Genomic DNA, 17,655 nt, shown 5'->3' with positions numbered 1-17,655 from the left:
CATTGACAAAACCGGCTACCTGAATAGGAACTATCGATGAATACATACACTATTGGTTTCACGCAAAAAGGAGCCGAAAGCTTTTTCACGCTGTTAAGGCAAGCCAATATCAAAACGCTGATCGACGTAAGGTTAAATAATCGATCACAGCTGTCTGGTTTTGCCAAAAAAGATGATTTAGGCTTTTTCCTCCGTGAATTATGTGACACTGACTATTTACATCTACCTGAACTGGCTCCGACACCCGATATGTTCAACGGATATAAAAAACAGGGTGTCTCTTGGGAAATTTATGAAGATCAGTTTCTTAACTTAATGGCACAGCGGCAAATAGAAAATACATTATCAGCCGATCTTTTTGACCAAGGCTGTTTACTTTGTAGCGAACATCAACCACATTTCTGCCATCGGCGCTTAATTGCTGAATATCTAAATTCATACTGGCACACAACACTCAACATAAAGCACCTCTACTGAATATGAACAAATTACTCATCCTCTATCCAAGCGAGTTTGCCTGCCAAAGCAAGTTTAATCGCAAGCTCAGTAAAATCACCCATAACTTTGCACGGTTCAGCATCGTACATAAGGGTGACCACCACGGCCTGATTAACGCATTATTCTCTCAGGACGATAGGGTAAAAAGCATAGAAGACATAAACACCGTTGAAACGGCCAATATAACCCATGCGGTTATAATTGATGACGGTGAAGAGTTTATAGCGGTGCGTACATGGCTTACGGAGCAGAAGATCGCATTCCGTTGGATTAAAACCCCCATTACACGGGTCGTGAATATAAAACGAGAGCCCGATTTTCAAAGTATGAAGAATTCATCTACTTATGAATACATTGGTCGCGGCGCATACTGGGGCAATCCACATGCAATGTATGGCGAAGGAGAAAGCCGCGAAGAGGTCATCCGTAAATACCAATATGATTTTGAACATCATAAATTCATCAATATTGACCCTTCACGTGTTCATGAACTCACCGGTAAGCGGCTAGGCTGCTTTTGCAAGCCCGCCCCTTGCCATGGCGACATTCTCGCTGACTATTTAAACCGCTATGATGATGGTCAATAAACGTGTCGGCATTCAATACAGGTGTACGTGAGTGGGTGTTAAAGCGATGCCATACCCTCCACCACGAATAATATTGGGCCAATGCTTGGCATAAAAATCTAACCGCATACAAGCATCGTCAGTCACTTGTCGAAGTACTAACCAGCGGGCTATTTTGGGCGGCAACACCTGCGTAATGGCATCCCGAATACCATTACAACGGGTATCAAAAAAGTGTGTATTAATACCACCAGACCCGAGCGTATCTAATGTTCTAGACGAGATCTGCAACTCCTGATCAAGATCATATAATTTTTCCAACAACTGAGTTAGCGGCAGATCATTACAGTGAACCCCCGCCATACGTAACAAAGTCTCAGCCAGCGACACCGCCAAGTCTGTATCTCTCTCCCCTCTTAAAGGACGCACAGCAGCCATCTGGGGCTCTACACTCAGCTCAATCACCGTACGGTAAAAAGCATAATCCAGCGTATTGAGGGTTAAGTGATGAATAACATTCTGCTGATCATCGACTAAACGTAATTCACATTCCGATAAAGGTAACACCAAATGCAACTGTGGCTCGCTACACTCTCGATCCCCCAAGTTAATAAGTTTTACCATTTCGCGAAAGCTAACGCCGCCCCCCATTTCTAGCATCGCAGGAGACAACTCATCCCGCAGACAAATAAAGGGAATATCCGCCAACGTAACCTTCGCTGAGGCGGCATCGACTGCCTCCCCTTGATAGGTAGACAGCATCGTAGACTCCACTCGAGGAAATCGAAATTCAGGCACCTGCTCAAACAGCTCGCTAACCAATACATGCGACAACCGATCTTCAGGACGGCCAAAAAGACTCATTGCATAGCCTAGATAAAAAGTCATCGTTTTTCGGCCGCCGGCAATCGATGCATGAATAGTCGTATGTGGATCACTGGAGGTATCTCGCACTTTTTGCATAATAAAATCACCTAGAGCTTCATGGTCTTCCAGTGAACGCGCATCATTAACGCCCCCCTTCAGCATCGGTGATAATAGCAATCTCAATGTCATCTGCCGCCAATGGTTGGCAGTTATACTCAGCACACAATAGCGCAATATTTGCCTGTAAGTTTTCTAATTTAGCGGCCCCAACCGTTGTTGTAATAACCACTAAACGATCGGGCCATTGCAGCCCATTTTGTTGAATAGAAAACAACGTTTCAGTAATAACCGCAGGCGACATACCCGTAACCGACAACAACACATGTGACATATCAATCCCTATATAAACCACTCAGTTTTTCATTCATAAGACACAACTTGCCAAGCTTGGCTAACCCTTTCAATCGAGTAATCGTCATTACTATACCGGTTCAAACAGCGCAAACAGCGCTGCAGTAATCACTTTATAGACCGGTGACAAGTACGACATGATGTATAGCAGCGATTCAAAAGCCTTTGAGATACTCGATTCCGCTATCAGCGATATTCAAGTATTAGCGGCAGATGTGGGCATCGATGCGATGCCTCTATTACAGAATCTCCCTCAACCAGGCCAACTCATGACCGGCCACAGCGTGCCCGTACTCTCGAAAAAATATCAAGGCACCTGCAGCGTACTATTGTATATAAACCAGTGTCGCTCAGGCTTATCTTGGCCATTGCTGCGCTTTCACACCTTCAAACATGGCGGTCTTATCAGACAGTTTAACGGCCTACGCTGGTTACGTCATCAGCATGAATTTCAGGCCAACGCCCATACTCCGCAACCATTTGCGACCCTCGGCCATTCGCCGAAAAAAGACGCCGACAACGCCTATAAACAATCACGCCACACCTCGCTACTGAGACACTACAACACGGCATCTGAGATAACACCAAAACATCATTGGCTGCAAAAAAAACTTGGCAACCTAGAGGTAACCGTACTTACACGCACTCAGATACGTACGCATAAGAATCAAGTTATCGTTCCAATTCAACACGCTATTCATGGTGCAACCGGTTTTCATGTTATCACCAGCACGCCACAAAAAGACCAAAAGCGCCACTTTACCCATACCGCAGGTCTATTCAATGGCAGCTATATCCCCATCAAGGCCGTCCCCCATGGCTTATCACTACCTACATTACTATGTGAAGGACTAGCAACCGGGTTAAGTCTCGCTTCCATCTGGGATGGCAACATCGCTATTGCTCTGTGCGCCAACAATTTAAAACATGTTCGCCAACACCTACAAGGGCCCGTCATCATCTGCGCAGACAATGATCAGTGGAAACCCTCTATAGGAAACACGGGTATCCAACAAGCAACTCTAGCAGGGAAAAAACACGACATTATCTGTATTCCCCAATTTTCGCCAAACGAGTTTCATCAACGCCCCACAGATTTCAATGACCTGTTGAGATTACAAGGTATTGCAGCACTCGAAAATAGCCTGCGGCTAGCAACGCAACAAGCACCAGCCAAGCTTGGCAAGCATTAGCATTAACGTCGTTTTCACTACAATAACTGACACACACTAAGGGAATAGAACGATTGAGCGTACAGCAACCTACAACATGGATCGCGACTCGGCACCCTGGTGCACAGGAGTTTATTGCTCGCCAAGGAATCGATGGCAAAGTCATGCCGCACCTTGATCTGACACAGCTCTGTAAAGGAGACCGTATTATCGGTAACCTGCCGATCAATATCGTTGCCCGCCTTAATCAGCTAGGTATTCAATACTGGCATCTGTGCATTGAGTTAACCCAAGACTTACGTGGCCAAGAACTCTCCGCCGACACACTCGAACAGTTAGGTGCCAGCATTCGGCCATACCAGATTACAGAGGGCAGTTAAGCAATGAATTGTTTCGCTTAGTGCGATCATAAACGTCAACCGGAGGCGGCATGGGTATACAGCATTATTTAATAGGTTATGACATCCATGACAATACACAACGACACCGCGCGCTTAGGTTGTTACGTGCTCAAAGTCTAGGTTATCAGGATTCAGTCTTTGAGGTAGAAATCAGTGCATCGCAATATAAATACCTTCTGCAGCAACTAACAGCATTACTCAACAATGAAGATGACTACCTATTTAGCATCCATTTAAACAGTTTTAGCCGCTGTGAACAGCTTGGAACAGGACCAAGCACACCGACCGGCCCCCTGTTCATTATTTGCTGAGACGACCGATGACAAAAGTAATTCTCGACAAACGAAACCTCTCACTAGAATACGCGACAGACTGCCTAATCATTCGGGCAGATAATCAACCGCCGCGTACGCTACCCTTGAACAGAATTGAGCAGCTCGTTTGTATGCATAGCGTCCAACTAACGACCCAACTCATCGGCCAACTACAATGCCGGAACATCGACCTCATCGTGTTGAATCAACGATATTCGCAAAACAGCTTTGCCCTGTATGGCGATCAACAAAAACAAGTCAATCGTCGCTGTCAGCAATATGCTTGGCAAGGCGACGCTAAAGGCCGCTTAGCCTTTGCAAAACACCTCTGCAATCATAAATTTAATGTGTTGGAGAGAGCCCTTAAGCAACTAGAAGGAACATCAAACGCACAATTCGATATCGAACAGATTCACGCCCGCCTGCCTCAATGCCAACAAGAACAAACGCTTCGGGGTCTGGAGGGCAGCATACAATGCATCGCCTTCGAACAATGGCGTCAACATCTACCCGCCAGCTTGGGCTTTATCAAGCGAGAACGACGGCCCCCAAAAGATCCTGTCAACGCAGCGTTGTCTCTCGCTTATACGCTGATCTATCATGAAGCCGTCAGGCAAGCACGAAAACACGCTCTCGACCCTCAACTAGGCTTTTACCATCGTCCCGCCTATGGCCGTCACTCGCTTGCCTGTGATCTTATGGAACCGGTGCGCCCTCGTATTGAACTATGGATAACAGAGCTTTTTTCATCAGGGCAGTTAACTCAACAGCATTTTTCACAAACTGAAGGCCAATGCTTATTAGGTAAACGGGGCCGCCAACTTTTTTATGCAGCCTATGACGAACACGCCGACAATTGGAGGCGACACCTAGACGCAGGTGCTCACTGGCTTAGTAACAAGCTGGATAACTCAGCAGCCCCCGCACCATGAATACCTCAACCCACTGGTATATCGTCGCCTATGACATCCGCAATAAGAAACGCTTACAACGATTGCATCGATATTTACGCACTCAGGGTTATGCCCTGCAAGAATCGGTATTTGCTTGGCAAGGTGATTACCAAGCAACAGCACGGTTCAAACATAAACTCACCACATTGATACGCCCGTTAGAGGATGACCTTCGCCTATATAGACTGCCCTCGAATCAACATATCCATCTATGGGGAGCAAGCCCTTTTGTCGACGGCGTGTTTAATAACGACTATCCCCCTATCTACACCACCCACTAATCGACTTAAACACGCCTCTTGCCTAAAACCTGCCTATCAGGCAATATTCATCTCAAATGATAATGAATACGACAATAACAGCTGGTTATTTTTTAGCCAACTTTTTGATCGAAAAACATACAGCAAAATCACTACTGCAAGTACTTGATAAAGCGCATTATTATTTTATCTTGGAGTCTGAAGACTACCCCGAAACCGGAGGGGATTAAGACCCTTCAGCTCTTTCGCCAGCTGTCCTGCGAAGGGTCTGAAGACTACCCCGAAACCGGAGGGGATTAAGACTAATATGATGATAGCAGCATACAGCCGCTAGCTGTCTGAAGACTACCCCGAAACCGGAGGGGATTAAGACTATCGTCAGTTAATTTAATAACGTAATAAAATGTCTGAAGACTACCCCGAAACCGGAGGGGATTAAGACAAACCTCTACAGTGAGATCGCAAGACATAATGTCTGAAGACTACCCCGAAACCGGAGGGGATTAAGACAGATCAACCAACACCCACAAGAAAACTGGTGTTCGTCTGAAGACTACCCCGAAACCGGAGGGGATTAAGACCTACTACTCCGATCCGTGGTGTGAATCGTGCAGGTCTGAAGACTACCCCGAAACCGGAGGGGATTAAGACCAACCCATCTTTTTGCATAAGGATCAATTCTTTGTCTGAAGACTACCCCGAAACCGGAGGGGATTAAGACGGTCTATTACACTCTCTGGGTATAGGTGATTAAAGGTCTGAAGACTACCCCGAAACCGGAGGGGATTAAGACGTATTCGTCTAGGCTGATACCTGTGTCTTTGAAGGTCTGAAGACTACCCCGAAACCGGAGGGGATTAAGACGATCATGCCTTTGGTGTAGGATTAATCATCTCCGTCTGAAGACTACCCCGAAACCGGAGGGGATTAAGACCTGACGGTTGAATAGTGAGAGGATCAGTTAAGTCTGAAGACTACCCCGAAACCGGAGGGGATTAAGACTGTGAGATATAAACCATTTTAAGCTCCTGTGGGGTCTGAAGACTACCCCGAAACCGGAGGGGATTAAGACTTCACCGTCTGTTTTGGTGGTGTGTAATTTGTTCGTCTGAAGACTACCCCGAAACCGGAGGGGATTAAGACTAAAACGGCGGCGCTTCTGCTTTCCCATATCGCCGTCTGAAGACTACCCCGAAACCGGAGGGGATTAAGACGGATCACTTGCGTTAACGCGGCGCTGTTTCATGTCTGAAGACTACCCCGAAACCGGAGGGGATTAAGACGCGGCTGATTCGCCTATAATGAGTGCTAGATGTCTGAAGACTACCCCGAAACCGGAGGGGATTAAGACTCAGCTAGAGCAGTCAGCGGATCACCGTCTATGTGTCTGAAGACTACCCCGAAACCGGAGGGGATTAAGACGTATTTAAAACAGCGTCGTGACTCAGGGTTGCTGTCTGAAGACTACCCCGAAACCGGAGGGGATTAAGACCCTGCGTGGCTTCCGATACCATGGAGTCTAGAGTCCGAGAGCTACCCCGAAACCGGAGGGGATTAAGACGTCCATCGATTGCTGTAAGTCCCACTTCTTAGTCCGAGAGCTACCCCGAAACCGGAGGGGATTAAGACACGGGGGGGATGATCGATGATGGGACGTTATTTCGTCCGAGAGCTACCCCGAAACCGGAGGGGATTAAGACAGCTTTTGCTTTTACAGGAGCTTTTGCTTTTACGTCCGAGAGCTACCTCGAAACCGGAGGGGATTAAGACTCTCGTTGCAGATGTGTATCGCTTCATACAGCGTCCGAGAGCTACCCGACACCGCAGGAAATTAGGCAAATTCGACAGATCGTTAAAAATACCGCACAGTTTTTTGCTTCGTTATTTCACATTCGTCTCAGATAACGCTAATCTTCGGCGCAGTGGATTTTTTGCTAAGGACAAGCACATGTTAGTAGAGTCATCGTTATCGGCGTCACCTTCTCTTGCCAACAGCACAATTAACCGTTATCTCATTACCGCTGCCCCACATCAGCGTTTTTCATTGCCGGCTCATCCAGGCAGTATGCTTAGAGGGGCCTTGGGTCATGCTTTGCTGGCGAAATTTTGTCGCTGTTCGCAACCCGATAACCATCAACCAGACTGTTTATACCAGCTAATCTTTGAAGGGTTTCGCCAACATCAGCAAGACGGTATACCGGCCTTTGTTATTACCCCCATTGATGCCCATCAAACCGTGCAAACGAAGCAACCCTTTCGCTTTGCACTCACCCTCATCGGCTTACCAACATCCGTTCATGCTAGCTTGATTGATGCGTTAAAAATGGGGCTATACCGAGGACTTGGACGTGATCGTATTCCTTGTGACCTGCTCACCTGTCAGGCGTCACCCATTACCCTCACACCATTACAGCAGCAGGTCAACTTGTGTCTAACAACTCCTTGGTTAATTAAACATAAGGGCAAAATTATCAGCGCCCATCAGACCCGTCTGCACGATATTCTCATTGCATTGGCCCAGCGCCAACGACATATAAATCAATCTCTAGGTCTCGACCTGATAGTGCCCGATAACAAAACCCTGTTACAGCTTGCCGATGAAACTGAAATTGAGTCCTCACTGCAAGATATTAGCTGGCAACGCCACTCAGAACGGCAATCGAATAAACACCCGCTGAGAGGCATCAAAGGGGTCATCAAGATCAATCACCCAACCCCTTTCGGCCTAGCCCCATTAAGTGGTCTTCTCTCGCTCGGTTGTGTGCTGCACGGCGGGGGTAAAACAGCGTTTGGTTTAGGCGGGCTAAGCTTAACCCCGACGGCAAACCAAGCAGCGGCAGTTACCTTTTAACTTTTTACTTCATAGGGATATACACGATGACTGTGCATGCTTATCTGTTTGAAATACGTGCCATCCAACCTTTTTTATTCGCCACCGGTAAACTCAAAGATATGGTGGCAGGCAGTGAACTCATCGATTACCTCTGTACTGATCCCTTAGCCAAAACGCTCGAGATCTGTAACCTAGCCAACTATCACCATGCCGAACACAGCCCCCGTTGTGCCGGCGGTGCTTTTTACTTACTCATTGACGATGCCGACAAAGCGCAACAATTCAGTTACCTCTGGCCAATGGTCGTGGCTCAATTGCTTCCCGGTGTCGAACAAGTACAGGTGTGCGTTGCTGGCGAAACCGTTCAAGCAGCGATGGCTAAAGGATTGCTGGCGCTACAAACAGTTCGCAATAAACATACGGTCAAACACCCAGCAGCCTCGCCGTTTGCCATGCGCAGCCCGCGTACCGGTGAGGTAGCGGTTGCTTGGGATCAGGACGAACCGATTGATGCCGCAACCCAAGCCAAGCGTACCTTTACCCGCCCAACCGATAGCCGCACGCTGGTACAACGTTTTTGCTCTGAGCCCGGCTATTATTGGCCGGATAATTTTGAAACCAACGCCTCTGTTGAAAAACGTTTTCCCCTTGATAACGATAACTTAGTTGGCTTAGTGCATGCCGATGGTAATGGTTTAGGTGAGATTCTGCGCATCCTTAGTGAAGCCACTAAAATCGTTGATGAAACAACCTATATTCGTTTGTACCGTGCATTTTCTGAGGGAATTGACCAGACCACCTGCGAGGCCGCACAAAAGGCTAGCCAAAGAGTGCTACTACCCGCGGCCACCAACGATCACGTAATACCGGCCCGCCCCCTCGTACTGGGCGGTGATGATTTAACCCTACTGGTTAAAGCCTCATTAGCGCTCCCCTTTACCGTCGAGTTTATCCAACAGTTTGAAATTAGCTCGGCGCGTTTTTTAGACTCGCTAAAAACCAGTATGAATGACTGCAATATCAGCCCAGCCGTTATCGACAGATTACCCTCTAAACTGACCGCTTGTGCGGGTGTGACTTTTATGAAGCACAGCCAACCGTTTGCTCAATGTTATGAACTAGCAGAAAGTTTATGTAACCGCGCTAAACAACACTCGCGAGAGCAACGTAACACCACCGAGGAAGCGATCCCATCCAGTATTAGCTTTCACAAAATACAGGGGTCGCTCATCGATGATGCCGAGCAGCTATTTGCATTAGAACTCACCACCGAAGCAGGCCTCGCCTTGGGACTTCCCGTATACGGTGTCGGTGACGCGAACCAACTGCCCAACTATCAACACCTTGAAACCCTCGCTCAGTGCTTTGGACCTAACCGCTTAAATGAAAAACGGCTTAGGGCCATCGCCACGTTACTGCATACCGATCTGTCTCTGGCCAAAAAAGATTATCTACGCTGGCGCGCACTGGTGGCACGCACACAGGCAGCTACACTCAGTCAATTTGATAATGCCTTAACTGCCTTGTTAGGCTCCACCAGCGCAGCATTGCCAACTAATGCTGACGAATCCATCAGTCCATTAGCCGATCTATTGATGTATTTATCAATTCATGGCCATATGAATTGGGAGAACTAGGATGACCGAAAAATATCTTCATATTGACTTAGCCGGTTACTGGCATAGCGGATCAGGCCGCAGTGCAGGCACCCATTTAGACGCACTCACCGAAAAAGACCTCCATGGACTGCCTTTTGTCGCCGGTAAGCAGCTCAAAGGTTTGCTGCGCAATGCCCTACATCGCAGTCTAATTTGGCAGTGGTTCGAGCCAAACCTACCGACAGGTCCAGCCAGCGATTTAGAAACCCTCATCTTCGGCAGCCGTTCACAAACACAAAGCCGACATGAAACCCTACCCGGTATGTTGCAGGTAAATGATGCCCAGTTAAGCCATGAAGAACAGACCTATCTGCAACAACATCCCCGCTTAGCTAGCCACCTATACACACCGCTCTATTCAACCGCTATCGATGATAATGGTACAGCCAAAGAAGGTAGCCTACGCGGTATTGAAGTCTGCTTACCAGTACAACTAAGTAGTAAAATACAGATGACATTAACCAGTGTCGACAGCGAGCATAGAGCCCAGCAACAGGCCTGGTTATCCCAGTCCGACGCATGGCAATGGCTGGAAATATGCCTCCCCCTGATCGATGCCGTCGGTGCCCACCGCACCCGAGGGTTTGGAGAAGCCACCCTGTCATTGAGTGCCCAGCAACAGGGAGTACGGTCATGACTCAAACACAAACCTTTATCATTACCTTAACCCAAGATGTCATCGTCAGCGCCAGTTCAGCAACCACAGGCCAACATCAGTCGCTCGATTATCTGCCCGGTTCTCTGTTTTTAGGGCTAGCAGCATCACGGGGCTATGCAGAACTAACCACAGCCGAAGCATGGTCCGTTTTTCATAGTGGCAGTGTCCGTTTTTTAGATGCCTTACCCTTCATTGATTCGCAGCCATCATACCCAGTGCCCCTCTCTCTACACACCTATAAAGGTGAACGGGCCCGTGAAGCTCAAAGCTCGCGACTCGACGCCAATAAGGTGTTTGACCCCGCCCTACTAGAGACCAACTCATCACGACAACCCAAGCAACTCCGTAAGGGCTATATCACCGATACCGGCCTCTGGCATCTACCTGTTTTCAGTCATCGCATGAAAACGGCTATCGAGCCGGACTCTGGCCGTGCTGCCCACAGTCAATTATTTGGTTATCAGGCACTGCAAGCCGGTCAACAATATCTCTTTACCTTACAAGCCGATGATTCAGCCGCCGCCCTATTTAAACGCTGTATCCATTGGTTAGCCGGGTCGGCACAGATTGGCCGTTCTCGCTCAGCCCAGTATGGTGGCATCACCCTTGAACCTATCAAACACCAGCAACCGCTCAGCTTAATAGAGGCAACAACCACAACGCCGTTGACGCTTTGGTTGCAAAGTGACTTAGCCTTGCTCGACCACCAAGGGCAGGCCTGTTTAACGCCCACACCTGAGCTATTCGGTTTACCAGAAGGGAGCCGATGGCTAGCGGAACAAAGTTATCTTCGCACACGCCGCTATAGCCAATACAATGCAAAACGACGCTGCTTTGACAGCGAACGTGAGGTGATCTGCCGAGGCAGTATTTTACGTTTTGAGATATCGCAGTCACTCAATGCACAGGCACTCGCTAACTTACAACGTATCGGGCTCTATCAAGAATCAGGTTTAGGACAAATCACGGTTAACCCTAAGATACTTAGTGAGGCGCACCCTCTCTTTACACAGCCGTTACTGCCTGCAAAAACTAAACATACACCATTAGCGACGCCCAAAACGCCATTAATCGCCTTATTACACCAACGGGCCGATGGCATCGATCAACATAAGCAAATCACCGAGTGCGCCCTACGGCTATTTAAGGCGCTCATTGAGGCATTGATTGACGCTAGACAATGGTTAGGTTTACCCGAAAATCAACCGCTGCCTTCATCTCCTGGCCGCAGCCAATGGGGACAAATCAAATCACTTAGCAGCGATCACCGCTCACGCCCAGACACATTATGGACGCTCCTTTTTGAAGCCGACAATGCTGTCATCCGCGCACGCTCAGGATGGGATCTATCGGTGGGCCCTAGCACCACCCTGGCTGACCATCTTCGAACGCTCTGCGAGCGGGAGTCGTTAGCAAAAGATCCACAGCTGGGAGCTATCATGGGACAACTCGCCACCTTGGGCCTTAGTCCCCGCTGGCAACAACAGATTGACGGCACGGTTAAACCCATGCAGGAGACACGACCATGATCGCTGACACCCCTATTTTTCATTACTTTCGGGTTGCCCTTGAAGCTGAAACACCCCATGGGATACATAGTGGTAAAGGTGATATCACCCACGATGTCTTGCTGGTAAGGGATGTCAATGGCCTACCGGCGATACCCGCCACCAGCTTAGCCGGTGTGCTTCGTCACCTCTATACACAACACTTCGGCAGCCAAGACGCACAGCAACTGTTTGGCTATACCCAGGGTGACTCGGGAAAACTCAGTGCGCTGCATGTTACTTGGGGATTGATCCATAACAGCCACAATCAGCCCATAGAAGGTATCCGTCAAGATCTCAATAGCGACACACTCCTACAGATGTTAGCCGATGATAAGCCTTTAGTGCGCCAAAGAGTACGGCTTAACAGCCTAGGCAGCGCCGTCGATACCGGTAAATTTGATACCACGATGATTCCTGCAGGGGCTCGCTATAGCTGTTTTCTCGGTATCTGGAGCGATGGTTCAGAACAACAGGAAACCAGTATCGAGCGTTTATTGTCATTATTGGGTACATCCGCCTTTCGTTTAGGCCACGGCACCCGTGCCGGCCAAGGTGCCTTTAAAGTGCTATCGATAGACGGCGCCCGCTGGGATTTAAGAACTCCGCAAGGCCAGCAAGGCTATCGTCAACGCCCACGGCAACGTGCAACACTTGGCAATTTGTCCCCCATTGAAACAACACCTTTAAATGACACCGCATTACGCTTTACCTTACAGCTTACTGCCGAAGCAGGCTGGCGAATTGGTGGCGGAGAACAACCCTTTAGCCAGCCAGATCAGCAAGGACGTACTCCGGATCTACTCCCGCAATCAGAGCTGTGTATTCGCTGGAATGAGCAGCAGCAAGCTGAACTGCATAAGCAACAAGCGCTTGTGCCGGCCACCGCTATCAAAGGCGCATTATCCCACCGACTGGCATTCCATTATCGCCGGTTAAACGGCGAATTTGCAGAGCAATCCTCCGTCGTCTCTCATTTGGAATGCCCCGCGGTACAAGAGATATTTGGCACCAGCAATGACACACTCAATGAACAAACCGGAGTTGCTGGACGCCTTATTATCAATGACCTCTACCTCAATAACACAACCGCCACCCGACAGATGCATAACCGCATCGACCAATTTACGGGGGGCGTCATGAACAGTGCTCTTTTTGAAGAAGAGCTATTGTGGCAAACCCCTTTAACACTCAATCTCTCGCTACAGCACCCCGAAGAGATATCGCCACTTGCTAAACAGGCGTTAACACTAACATTGCAAGACTTAACACAGGGCTGGTTAGCCATTGGTGCCGGAGGTTCACGAGGCCACGGTTGTTTTCATGGTGAAATCCAATGCAGCGATCCGCGCTGGTTAACAGAACAAGTGGAGGCAGTATGAGCGCTTTAGAAACGTTTTTAACACAATGGCAGCGCTGCCAAAGCGCCCTAACAAACATCAAGATAGGCTATCAACCGGCTCAATTCGAACCGGTTAGCATGACCTTAGAACAGCAAACCCTCTCCGCAACAGATGTCAGTGCGGCGCTGTCTGAGCTGTCGCAACAAGAGGGTTGGGTGCAGTTCCCTTCGTCGGTAGTACGCCTACCCGCCACCTTAACCAATGACCAACTGCCGCTCAAAGCAGAAGGTTATGCCGATAACATCAGTTGGCAACTCAGTTATATACAGCAAGATCAATGGCTCCTCAATCACATTAAAATTACCCCTTGCGAAGCAAGCCAAGCGACCCATCTGGCACAAACGGTTCACCACATATCAACGCGGCCTAAACGCGAGAAACTGAGTTATCAATCGCTCTGGTATCTGGATGATGCCTCCGACACGCCCACCTGCCAATGCACGTTAGCGGCTTTCACTGGTTTTAAGGAGTGCTGAAGATGTCAGATTTTTCGAGTCCATATAGTTTTGTACCACTGTCGCCCTTTATTCTGTCGCCTGATTGGGCCTCGCACGTTAGCCACGACCAACCTTTTCAACAAGGTTTATGTGGTGAGCTAGCCTTTGAGCTCACCAATGACACCCCTTTGTGCGTTGGCGGCAAACAAACCCCATCGAGCCAAACTCAACCGGGCCGCGTGCACTTTTTCACCACCCCAGAAGGGCTGCCCGCCATTCCCGGCAGTAGCCTGAAAGGGATGTTAAGACAAGTGATGTCGATCGCTACCTTTGGTCACTTTGATCAGGTAGAAGAGAAAAAACTAAGCGTGCGTGAACTAAAGGACGCTAAACATCCATACCGTAAAGATGTCATGCAAAATAAGCCTCTAGGCGGCTGGTTACGCTTCACCAACGGCGCTTGGCAACTCACCCCCTGCCAGTTTACCCGCGTGCATCAACGCACTCTGATTGAGCATTTTTCAATTAATGAGCAAGCATGGAAACGTGCGAAGCAAGTCAAAGAACGTTACACATTACTACAAGGTTTGCGGGCCGTTAAATTCAATAAACTAGAGCATAAAAACCACCCAGAAGGCATCACTGAGAATTTAGACCACGGCACCCACGACGGTACTCTGGTGGTGACCGGCCAACCGGGGAGTGATTTTACCGCGGGTAAATCAGCCAAAAAATGGGAGTTTGTTTTCTACAATGAAACCGACCCCATTACTCTATCCCGTGAAGTTATCACGGACTTCTTGTTTGTCCATGATACCGGCGAAGAAGATTCACCTTGGCAGTTTTGGAAAGATAAAACCGGCACCGAACAGGGTGTGCCCGTCTTTTGGCATCCTAAACCAGGCAACCCATCATCACCTGCGTCCATTGGGCTAGCCCGCATGTACCGTTTGGCTTATACCAACAGCTTGCATGATGCGATACGCAACACCAATGCCGACCATCTAGACAACACACCGGTGGATTTCGCTGACTTGATTTTTGGCCGCATGGAAAGCAACGAAACCCATAACGCCAGTTTACGAGGGCGGGTTAACATCGGCCTGAGTATCACCTCAGCGCCTGATAAGTTTCGCTGGACCGAAAAAACTGTCCTCAATGCTCCCAAACCCAGCTTTTATCCAGCCTATATACGCCAAGATGCTGAGGAAGGTAAGCCTTACAATACCCTAATGAGCAAAAACCCCGAACTGGCCGGTTGGAAACGCTACCCCGTTAAATACGCCAATGTGATACAACCGACGGGTAAAAGTAACAGTGAAAAATCCTTTGTCGAATTAGAAACCTTACCCGCACACCATACCTTTACCGGTAAGATTCGCTTCCACAACCTACTGCCCGTGGAATTAGGAGCTTTGCTGTGGTGCTTAGACTTTGGTAAAGACAACACACGGCGTCACAGCTTAGGGATGGGTAAACCCTTTGGGCTCGGCCAAGTAGGGCTGTATATTAATGAAGCCCTCTGTCAAATCCGCCCCAATGACCCCACTATGCCCGCGCAAGCATTACCGGCGCTACTCGGTGGCTGTCGAGAGATTTTTACCCAGTATATGGACAGTGCGTGGCAAACCGTCAGTGGTGACCCTAAAGCCAAATGGCAAGATTCCGAACCCCTCAGGCAGTTATTGGGCATGGCCTCACCCGATGAAGCGAGTAACCGTCAATTAGATTATCTACCGTCTCCCAAAGCCTATCAGGAGGTTAAAAGTAATCGCGATAAACTAGGGGATTATATCGAGCCGTTAATCGATAACCCTGAACTCGATATAACCCGTGCCATACCGCCTCTTAATACCCCGTTACACGATGCGATTGAGCGCTATGAGCAAGACTGTGCCGAGGCGGCTAAAAAGCAACAGCAACAGATCGCCATGCAAACCATGCAACCGGAACAACGACAATTGATTGAGATCCGTTTGTGCCTCGAAAACCCCGATATCGCCACCAGTAAAACATTGCGAAAAAAATTAGAACAATTGATCAAGGACAGTCTAGGTTTTGATCCCGAACAGGTCGATCAAAACGAAGCAGAGGCGGTGCTTCGCGATACCGAAGCATTGGAGATCAAAGTAATTAGCAAGGCCTGTAAAAAACTACGAGACCACCTTGCGCTATGAATAACACACCCATAGGTAAAATGATGCCAACCACTTTAATTACCTTTATTGGTCGTACCCATAAAAGCAACGATGGCTACCCCAAAACCACCTATGAAATTGAAGGTAAAACCCAGACACCGTCAGCCTTTTTAGGTTTCAACTTAACGCGGCACCTCAACCCCGATACCTTAATTATTATGGGGACGAATGGCAGCATGTGGGATCACCTGTTTGATGGTGATCTCGATTTAGGTGATCAGGCGGAAGATGCTCGGCTGGAATTAGCCGAAGCGGTCGAACAAAGTACAGTGAGTCAAACTCAACTTGACCAGCTTCAGCCATTATTGGCAGAGGCTTTGGGCATTAAAGTTCAACTGCAAATCATCCCCTTCGGTCAAGCATTGGAAGATCAGGTGAAATTAGTTGAGCTGATGGCCAAACACGTCGACGCCGATATCGATGTTCACCTAGATGTAACCCATGGATTTAGAAGCTTACCGATGGTCGCACTGCTCGCATCAATTTATCTACAAGAGATCCGCCATGTGAACATTAAAGGGATTTGGTACGGCGCCTATACACAGGGGACGGAGACCACCCCAGTACACAACATTCGCGGCTTACTCCGCATGGCGGACTGGCTATCATCCATGCACTCCTATGCCAAAGATGGTGATTACGGTGTATTTAGCGACCTCTTAGGCGAAGCCGGTAAAAGCCTCAAAGCGGCCGCCTTCTTCGAACGTACTAGCAACCCGAAAAAAGCCAAAGAGCAACTCACCACCTGGACAAAGTCAGATCAATACCCTGATGACCCCGTCGCCAGCCTATTTGAGGAAACCTTAAAAAAACGTATCTCATGGCACCGTTCGCAAACACGTTATCAATACGAAATGCATCTCGCCCATGAATACCTCACCCACAAAGATTATATCCGTGCGGCAATCTTTGCGCTTGAAGCAAAAATATCAGAGTACGTTTATCGACAAAAGATACCCGATGAATATAAAGAGCGAGACGAAGCCAACCAAACACTCGCCAGTAAATCTGACGATTATAAAACCCTGAGGCATATCCGTAACTCGCTCGCTCACGGAATACGCAATGAAAACCGAATAATTGATCAACTCGTCACCGATGAAACCAAGCTCAGTACTGAACTGAAAAGGCTATTTAAAATACTCAGCATTAATGCAGCTCCATCAAGAGATTAAATAACACTCTCAACCCCAAGTTTCATCCAGCAAATGCTGGATGAAACTTCATAAGGTGACTCAAGCGACATTTGAATCTGGCTATAATGCCTTCATCACTTAAAGCAGCCGATCACCGCATCTTTCTGTAAGATCAATTTCAACCGTTTTACACTTCATTCGAAGGGTAGCTCCTAGAAACGAACCTGTTGGACGGCGACAGCTTCTTCGATGTATTAATTCCCTCCGGTTTCGGGGTAGCCCTTGGACGTGTACGAAGCGTCCCTAACAAGGGGTGTTGAGCCTTAATCCCCTCCGGTTTCGG

General features: G+C 48.4%; 17 protein-coding genes and 2 CRISPR repeat arrays (1 of these 19 cut by a window edge). Of the genes, 15 read left to right on the top strand and 2 right to left on the bottom strand.

Annotation, left to right across the window (positions count from 1 at the left end; all coding sequences use genetic code 11):
* The first annotated feature begins 36 nt into the window (after window positions 1-36).
* Window positions 37-477 (top strand): DUF488 domain-containing protein, encoded by a 441-nt coding sequence (locus AC0L4K_RS05465; RefSeq protein ID WP_473268507.1) that lies wholly within the window; start codon window positions 37-39, stop codon window positions 475-477.
* Window positions 478-479: 2 nt separating this feature from the next.
* Window positions 480-1,085, top strand: coding sequence for a DUF4326 domain-containing protein (locus AC0L4K_RS05460; RefSeq protein ID WP_473268506.1), 606 nt, complete (start codon window positions 480-482; stop codon window positions 1,083-1,085).
* 12 nt (window positions 1,086-1,097) lie between these two features.
* On the opposite strand, the gene csm6 is transcribed toward AC0L4K_RS05460, so the two are convergent.
* The gene (gene csm6 / locus AC0L4K_RS05455; protein ID WP_473268505.1) at window positions 1,098-2,120 is read right to left on the bottom strand and encodes a CRISPR-associated ring nuclease Csm6; all 1,023 of its coding nucleotides are present in this window, start codon (window positions 2,118-2,120) and stop codon (window positions 1,098-1,100) included.
* Window positions 2,074-2,322, bottom strand: coding sequence for a hypothetical protein (locus AC0L4K_RS05450; protein WP_473268504.1), 249 nt, complete (start codon window positions 2,320-2,322; stop codon window positions 2,074-2,076). Before AC0L4K_RS05450 ends, csm6 begins: the two co-directional genes overlap by 47 nt.
* A 157-nt stretch (window positions 2,323-2,479) precedes the next feature.
* Between AC0L4K_RS05450 and AC0L4K_RS05445 the strand changes: the two genes are divergently transcribed.
* The 13 genes from AC0L4K_RS05445 (at window position 2,480) to csx2 (ending at window position 17,351) form a co-directional block, all read left to right on the top strand.
* Entirely contained in the window at window positions 2,480-3,535 is a 1,056-nt protein-coding gene (locus tag AC0L4K_RS05445; protein ID WP_473268503.1) for a toprim domain-containing protein, read from the top strand.
* A 53-nt stretch (window positions 3,536-3,588) separates the two neighbouring features.
* A complete protein-coding gene (gene csx16, locus AC0L4K_RS05440; protein ID WP_473268502.1) occupies window positions 3,589-3,894 on the top strand; it encodes a CRISPR-associated protein Csx16 in 306 nt (101 codons plus the stop codon).
* 50 nt (window positions 3,895-3,944) lie between these two features.
* Window positions 3,945-4,226, top strand: coding sequence for a CRISPR-associated endonuclease Cas2 (gene cas2 / locus AC0L4K_RS05435; RefSeq protein WP_473268501.1), 282 nt, complete (start codon window positions 3,945-3,947; stop codon window positions 4,224-4,226).
* Between the two features lie 8 nt (window positions 4,227-4,234).
* A complete protein-coding gene (gene cas1, locus AC0L4K_RS05430) occupies window positions 4,235-5,161 on the top strand; it encodes a CRISPR-associated endonuclease Cas1 (RefSeq protein ID WP_473268499.1) in 927 nt (308 codons plus the stop codon).
* Window positions 5,158-5,463 (top strand): CRISPR-associated endonuclease Cas2, encoded by a 306-nt coding sequence (gene cas2, locus AC0L4K_RS05425; protein ID WP_473268498.1) that lies wholly within the window; start codon window positions 5,158-5,160, stop codon window positions 5,461-5,463. The genes cas1 and cas2 (AC0L4K_RS05425) overlap by 4 nt, the downstream gene beginning before the upstream one ends.
* Window positions 5,464-5,638: 175 nt before the next feature.
* A CRISPR array of direct repeats spans window positions 5,639-7,212; the repeat unit is 37 nt; unit sequence GTCTGAAGACTACCCCGAAACCGGAGGGGATTAAGAC.
* Window positions 7,213-7,390: 178 nt separating this feature from the next.
* Window positions 7,391-8,293: a hypothetical protein gene (locus tag AC0L4K_RS05420; protein WP_473268497.1), complete on the top strand. Its 903-nt coding sequence runs from the start codon at window positions 7,391-7,393 to the stop codon at window positions 8,291-8,293.
* Window positions 8,294-8,319: 26 nt separating this feature from the next.
* A complete protein-coding gene (locus AC0L4K_RS05415; protein WP_473268496.1) occupies window positions 8,320-9,912 on the top strand; it encodes a Cas10/Cmr2 second palm domain-containing protein in 1,593 nt (530 codons plus the stop codon).
* A 1-nt stretch (window position 9,913) separates the two neighbouring features.
* The gene (locus tag AC0L4K_RS05410; protein WP_473268495.1) at window positions 9,914-10,570 is read left to right on the top strand and encodes an RAMP superfamily CRISPR-associated protein; all 657 of its coding nucleotides are present in this window, start codon (window positions 9,914-9,916) and stop codon (window positions 10,568-10,570) included.
* A complete protein-coding gene (locus AC0L4K_RS05405; protein WP_473268494.1) occupies window positions 10,567-12,120 on the top strand; it encodes a hypothetical protein in 1,554 nt (517 codons plus the stop codon). Before AC0L4K_RS05410 ends, AC0L4K_RS05405 begins: the two co-directional genes overlap by 4 nt.
* Window positions 12,117-13,520 carry an RAMP superfamily CRISPR-associated protein gene (locus AC0L4K_RS05400; protein ID WP_473268493.1) on the top strand — a complete coding sequence of 468 codons (1,404 nt, stop codon included), beginning with the start codon at window positions 12,117-12,119 and terminating at the stop codon, window positions 13,518-13,520. The genes AC0L4K_RS05405 and AC0L4K_RS05400 overlap by 4 nt, the downstream gene beginning before the upstream one ends.
* Window positions 13,517-14,017 carry a hypothetical protein gene (locus AC0L4K_RS05395; RefSeq protein WP_473268492.1) on the top strand — a complete coding sequence of 167 codons (501 nt, stop codon included), beginning with the start codon at window positions 13,517-13,519 and terminating at the stop codon, window positions 14,015-14,017. The genes AC0L4K_RS05400 and AC0L4K_RS05395 overlap by 4 nt, the downstream gene beginning before the upstream one ends.
* Before the next feature lie 2 nt (window positions 14,018-14,019).
* The gene (locus AC0L4K_RS05390; protein ID WP_473268491.1) at window positions 14,020-16,155 is read left to right on the top strand and encodes a TIGR03986 family type III CRISPR-associated RAMP protein; all 2,136 of its coding nucleotides are present in this window, start codon (window positions 14,020-14,022) and stop codon (window positions 16,153-16,155) included.
* Window positions 16,152-17,351 carry a TIGR02221 family CRISPR-associated protein gene (csx2, locus tag AC0L4K_RS05385; RefSeq protein ID WP_473268490.1) on the top strand — a complete coding sequence of 400 codons (1,200 nt, stop codon included), beginning with the start codon at window positions 16,152-16,154 and terminating at the stop codon, window positions 17,349-17,351. The genes AC0L4K_RS05390 and csx2 overlap by 4 nt, the downstream gene beginning before the upstream one ends.
* Before the next feature lie 212 nt (window positions 17,352-17,563).
* A CRISPR array of direct repeats spans window positions 17,564-17,655; the repeat unit is 37 nt (it continues 1,480 nt past the right edge of the window).

The organism is Amphritea sp. GJ51-11 (genome assembly GCF_055808735.1).
The sequence above is the reverse complement of the archived record's forward strand: the minus strand, read 5'-3'. Positions and strand labels throughout refer to the sequence as shown.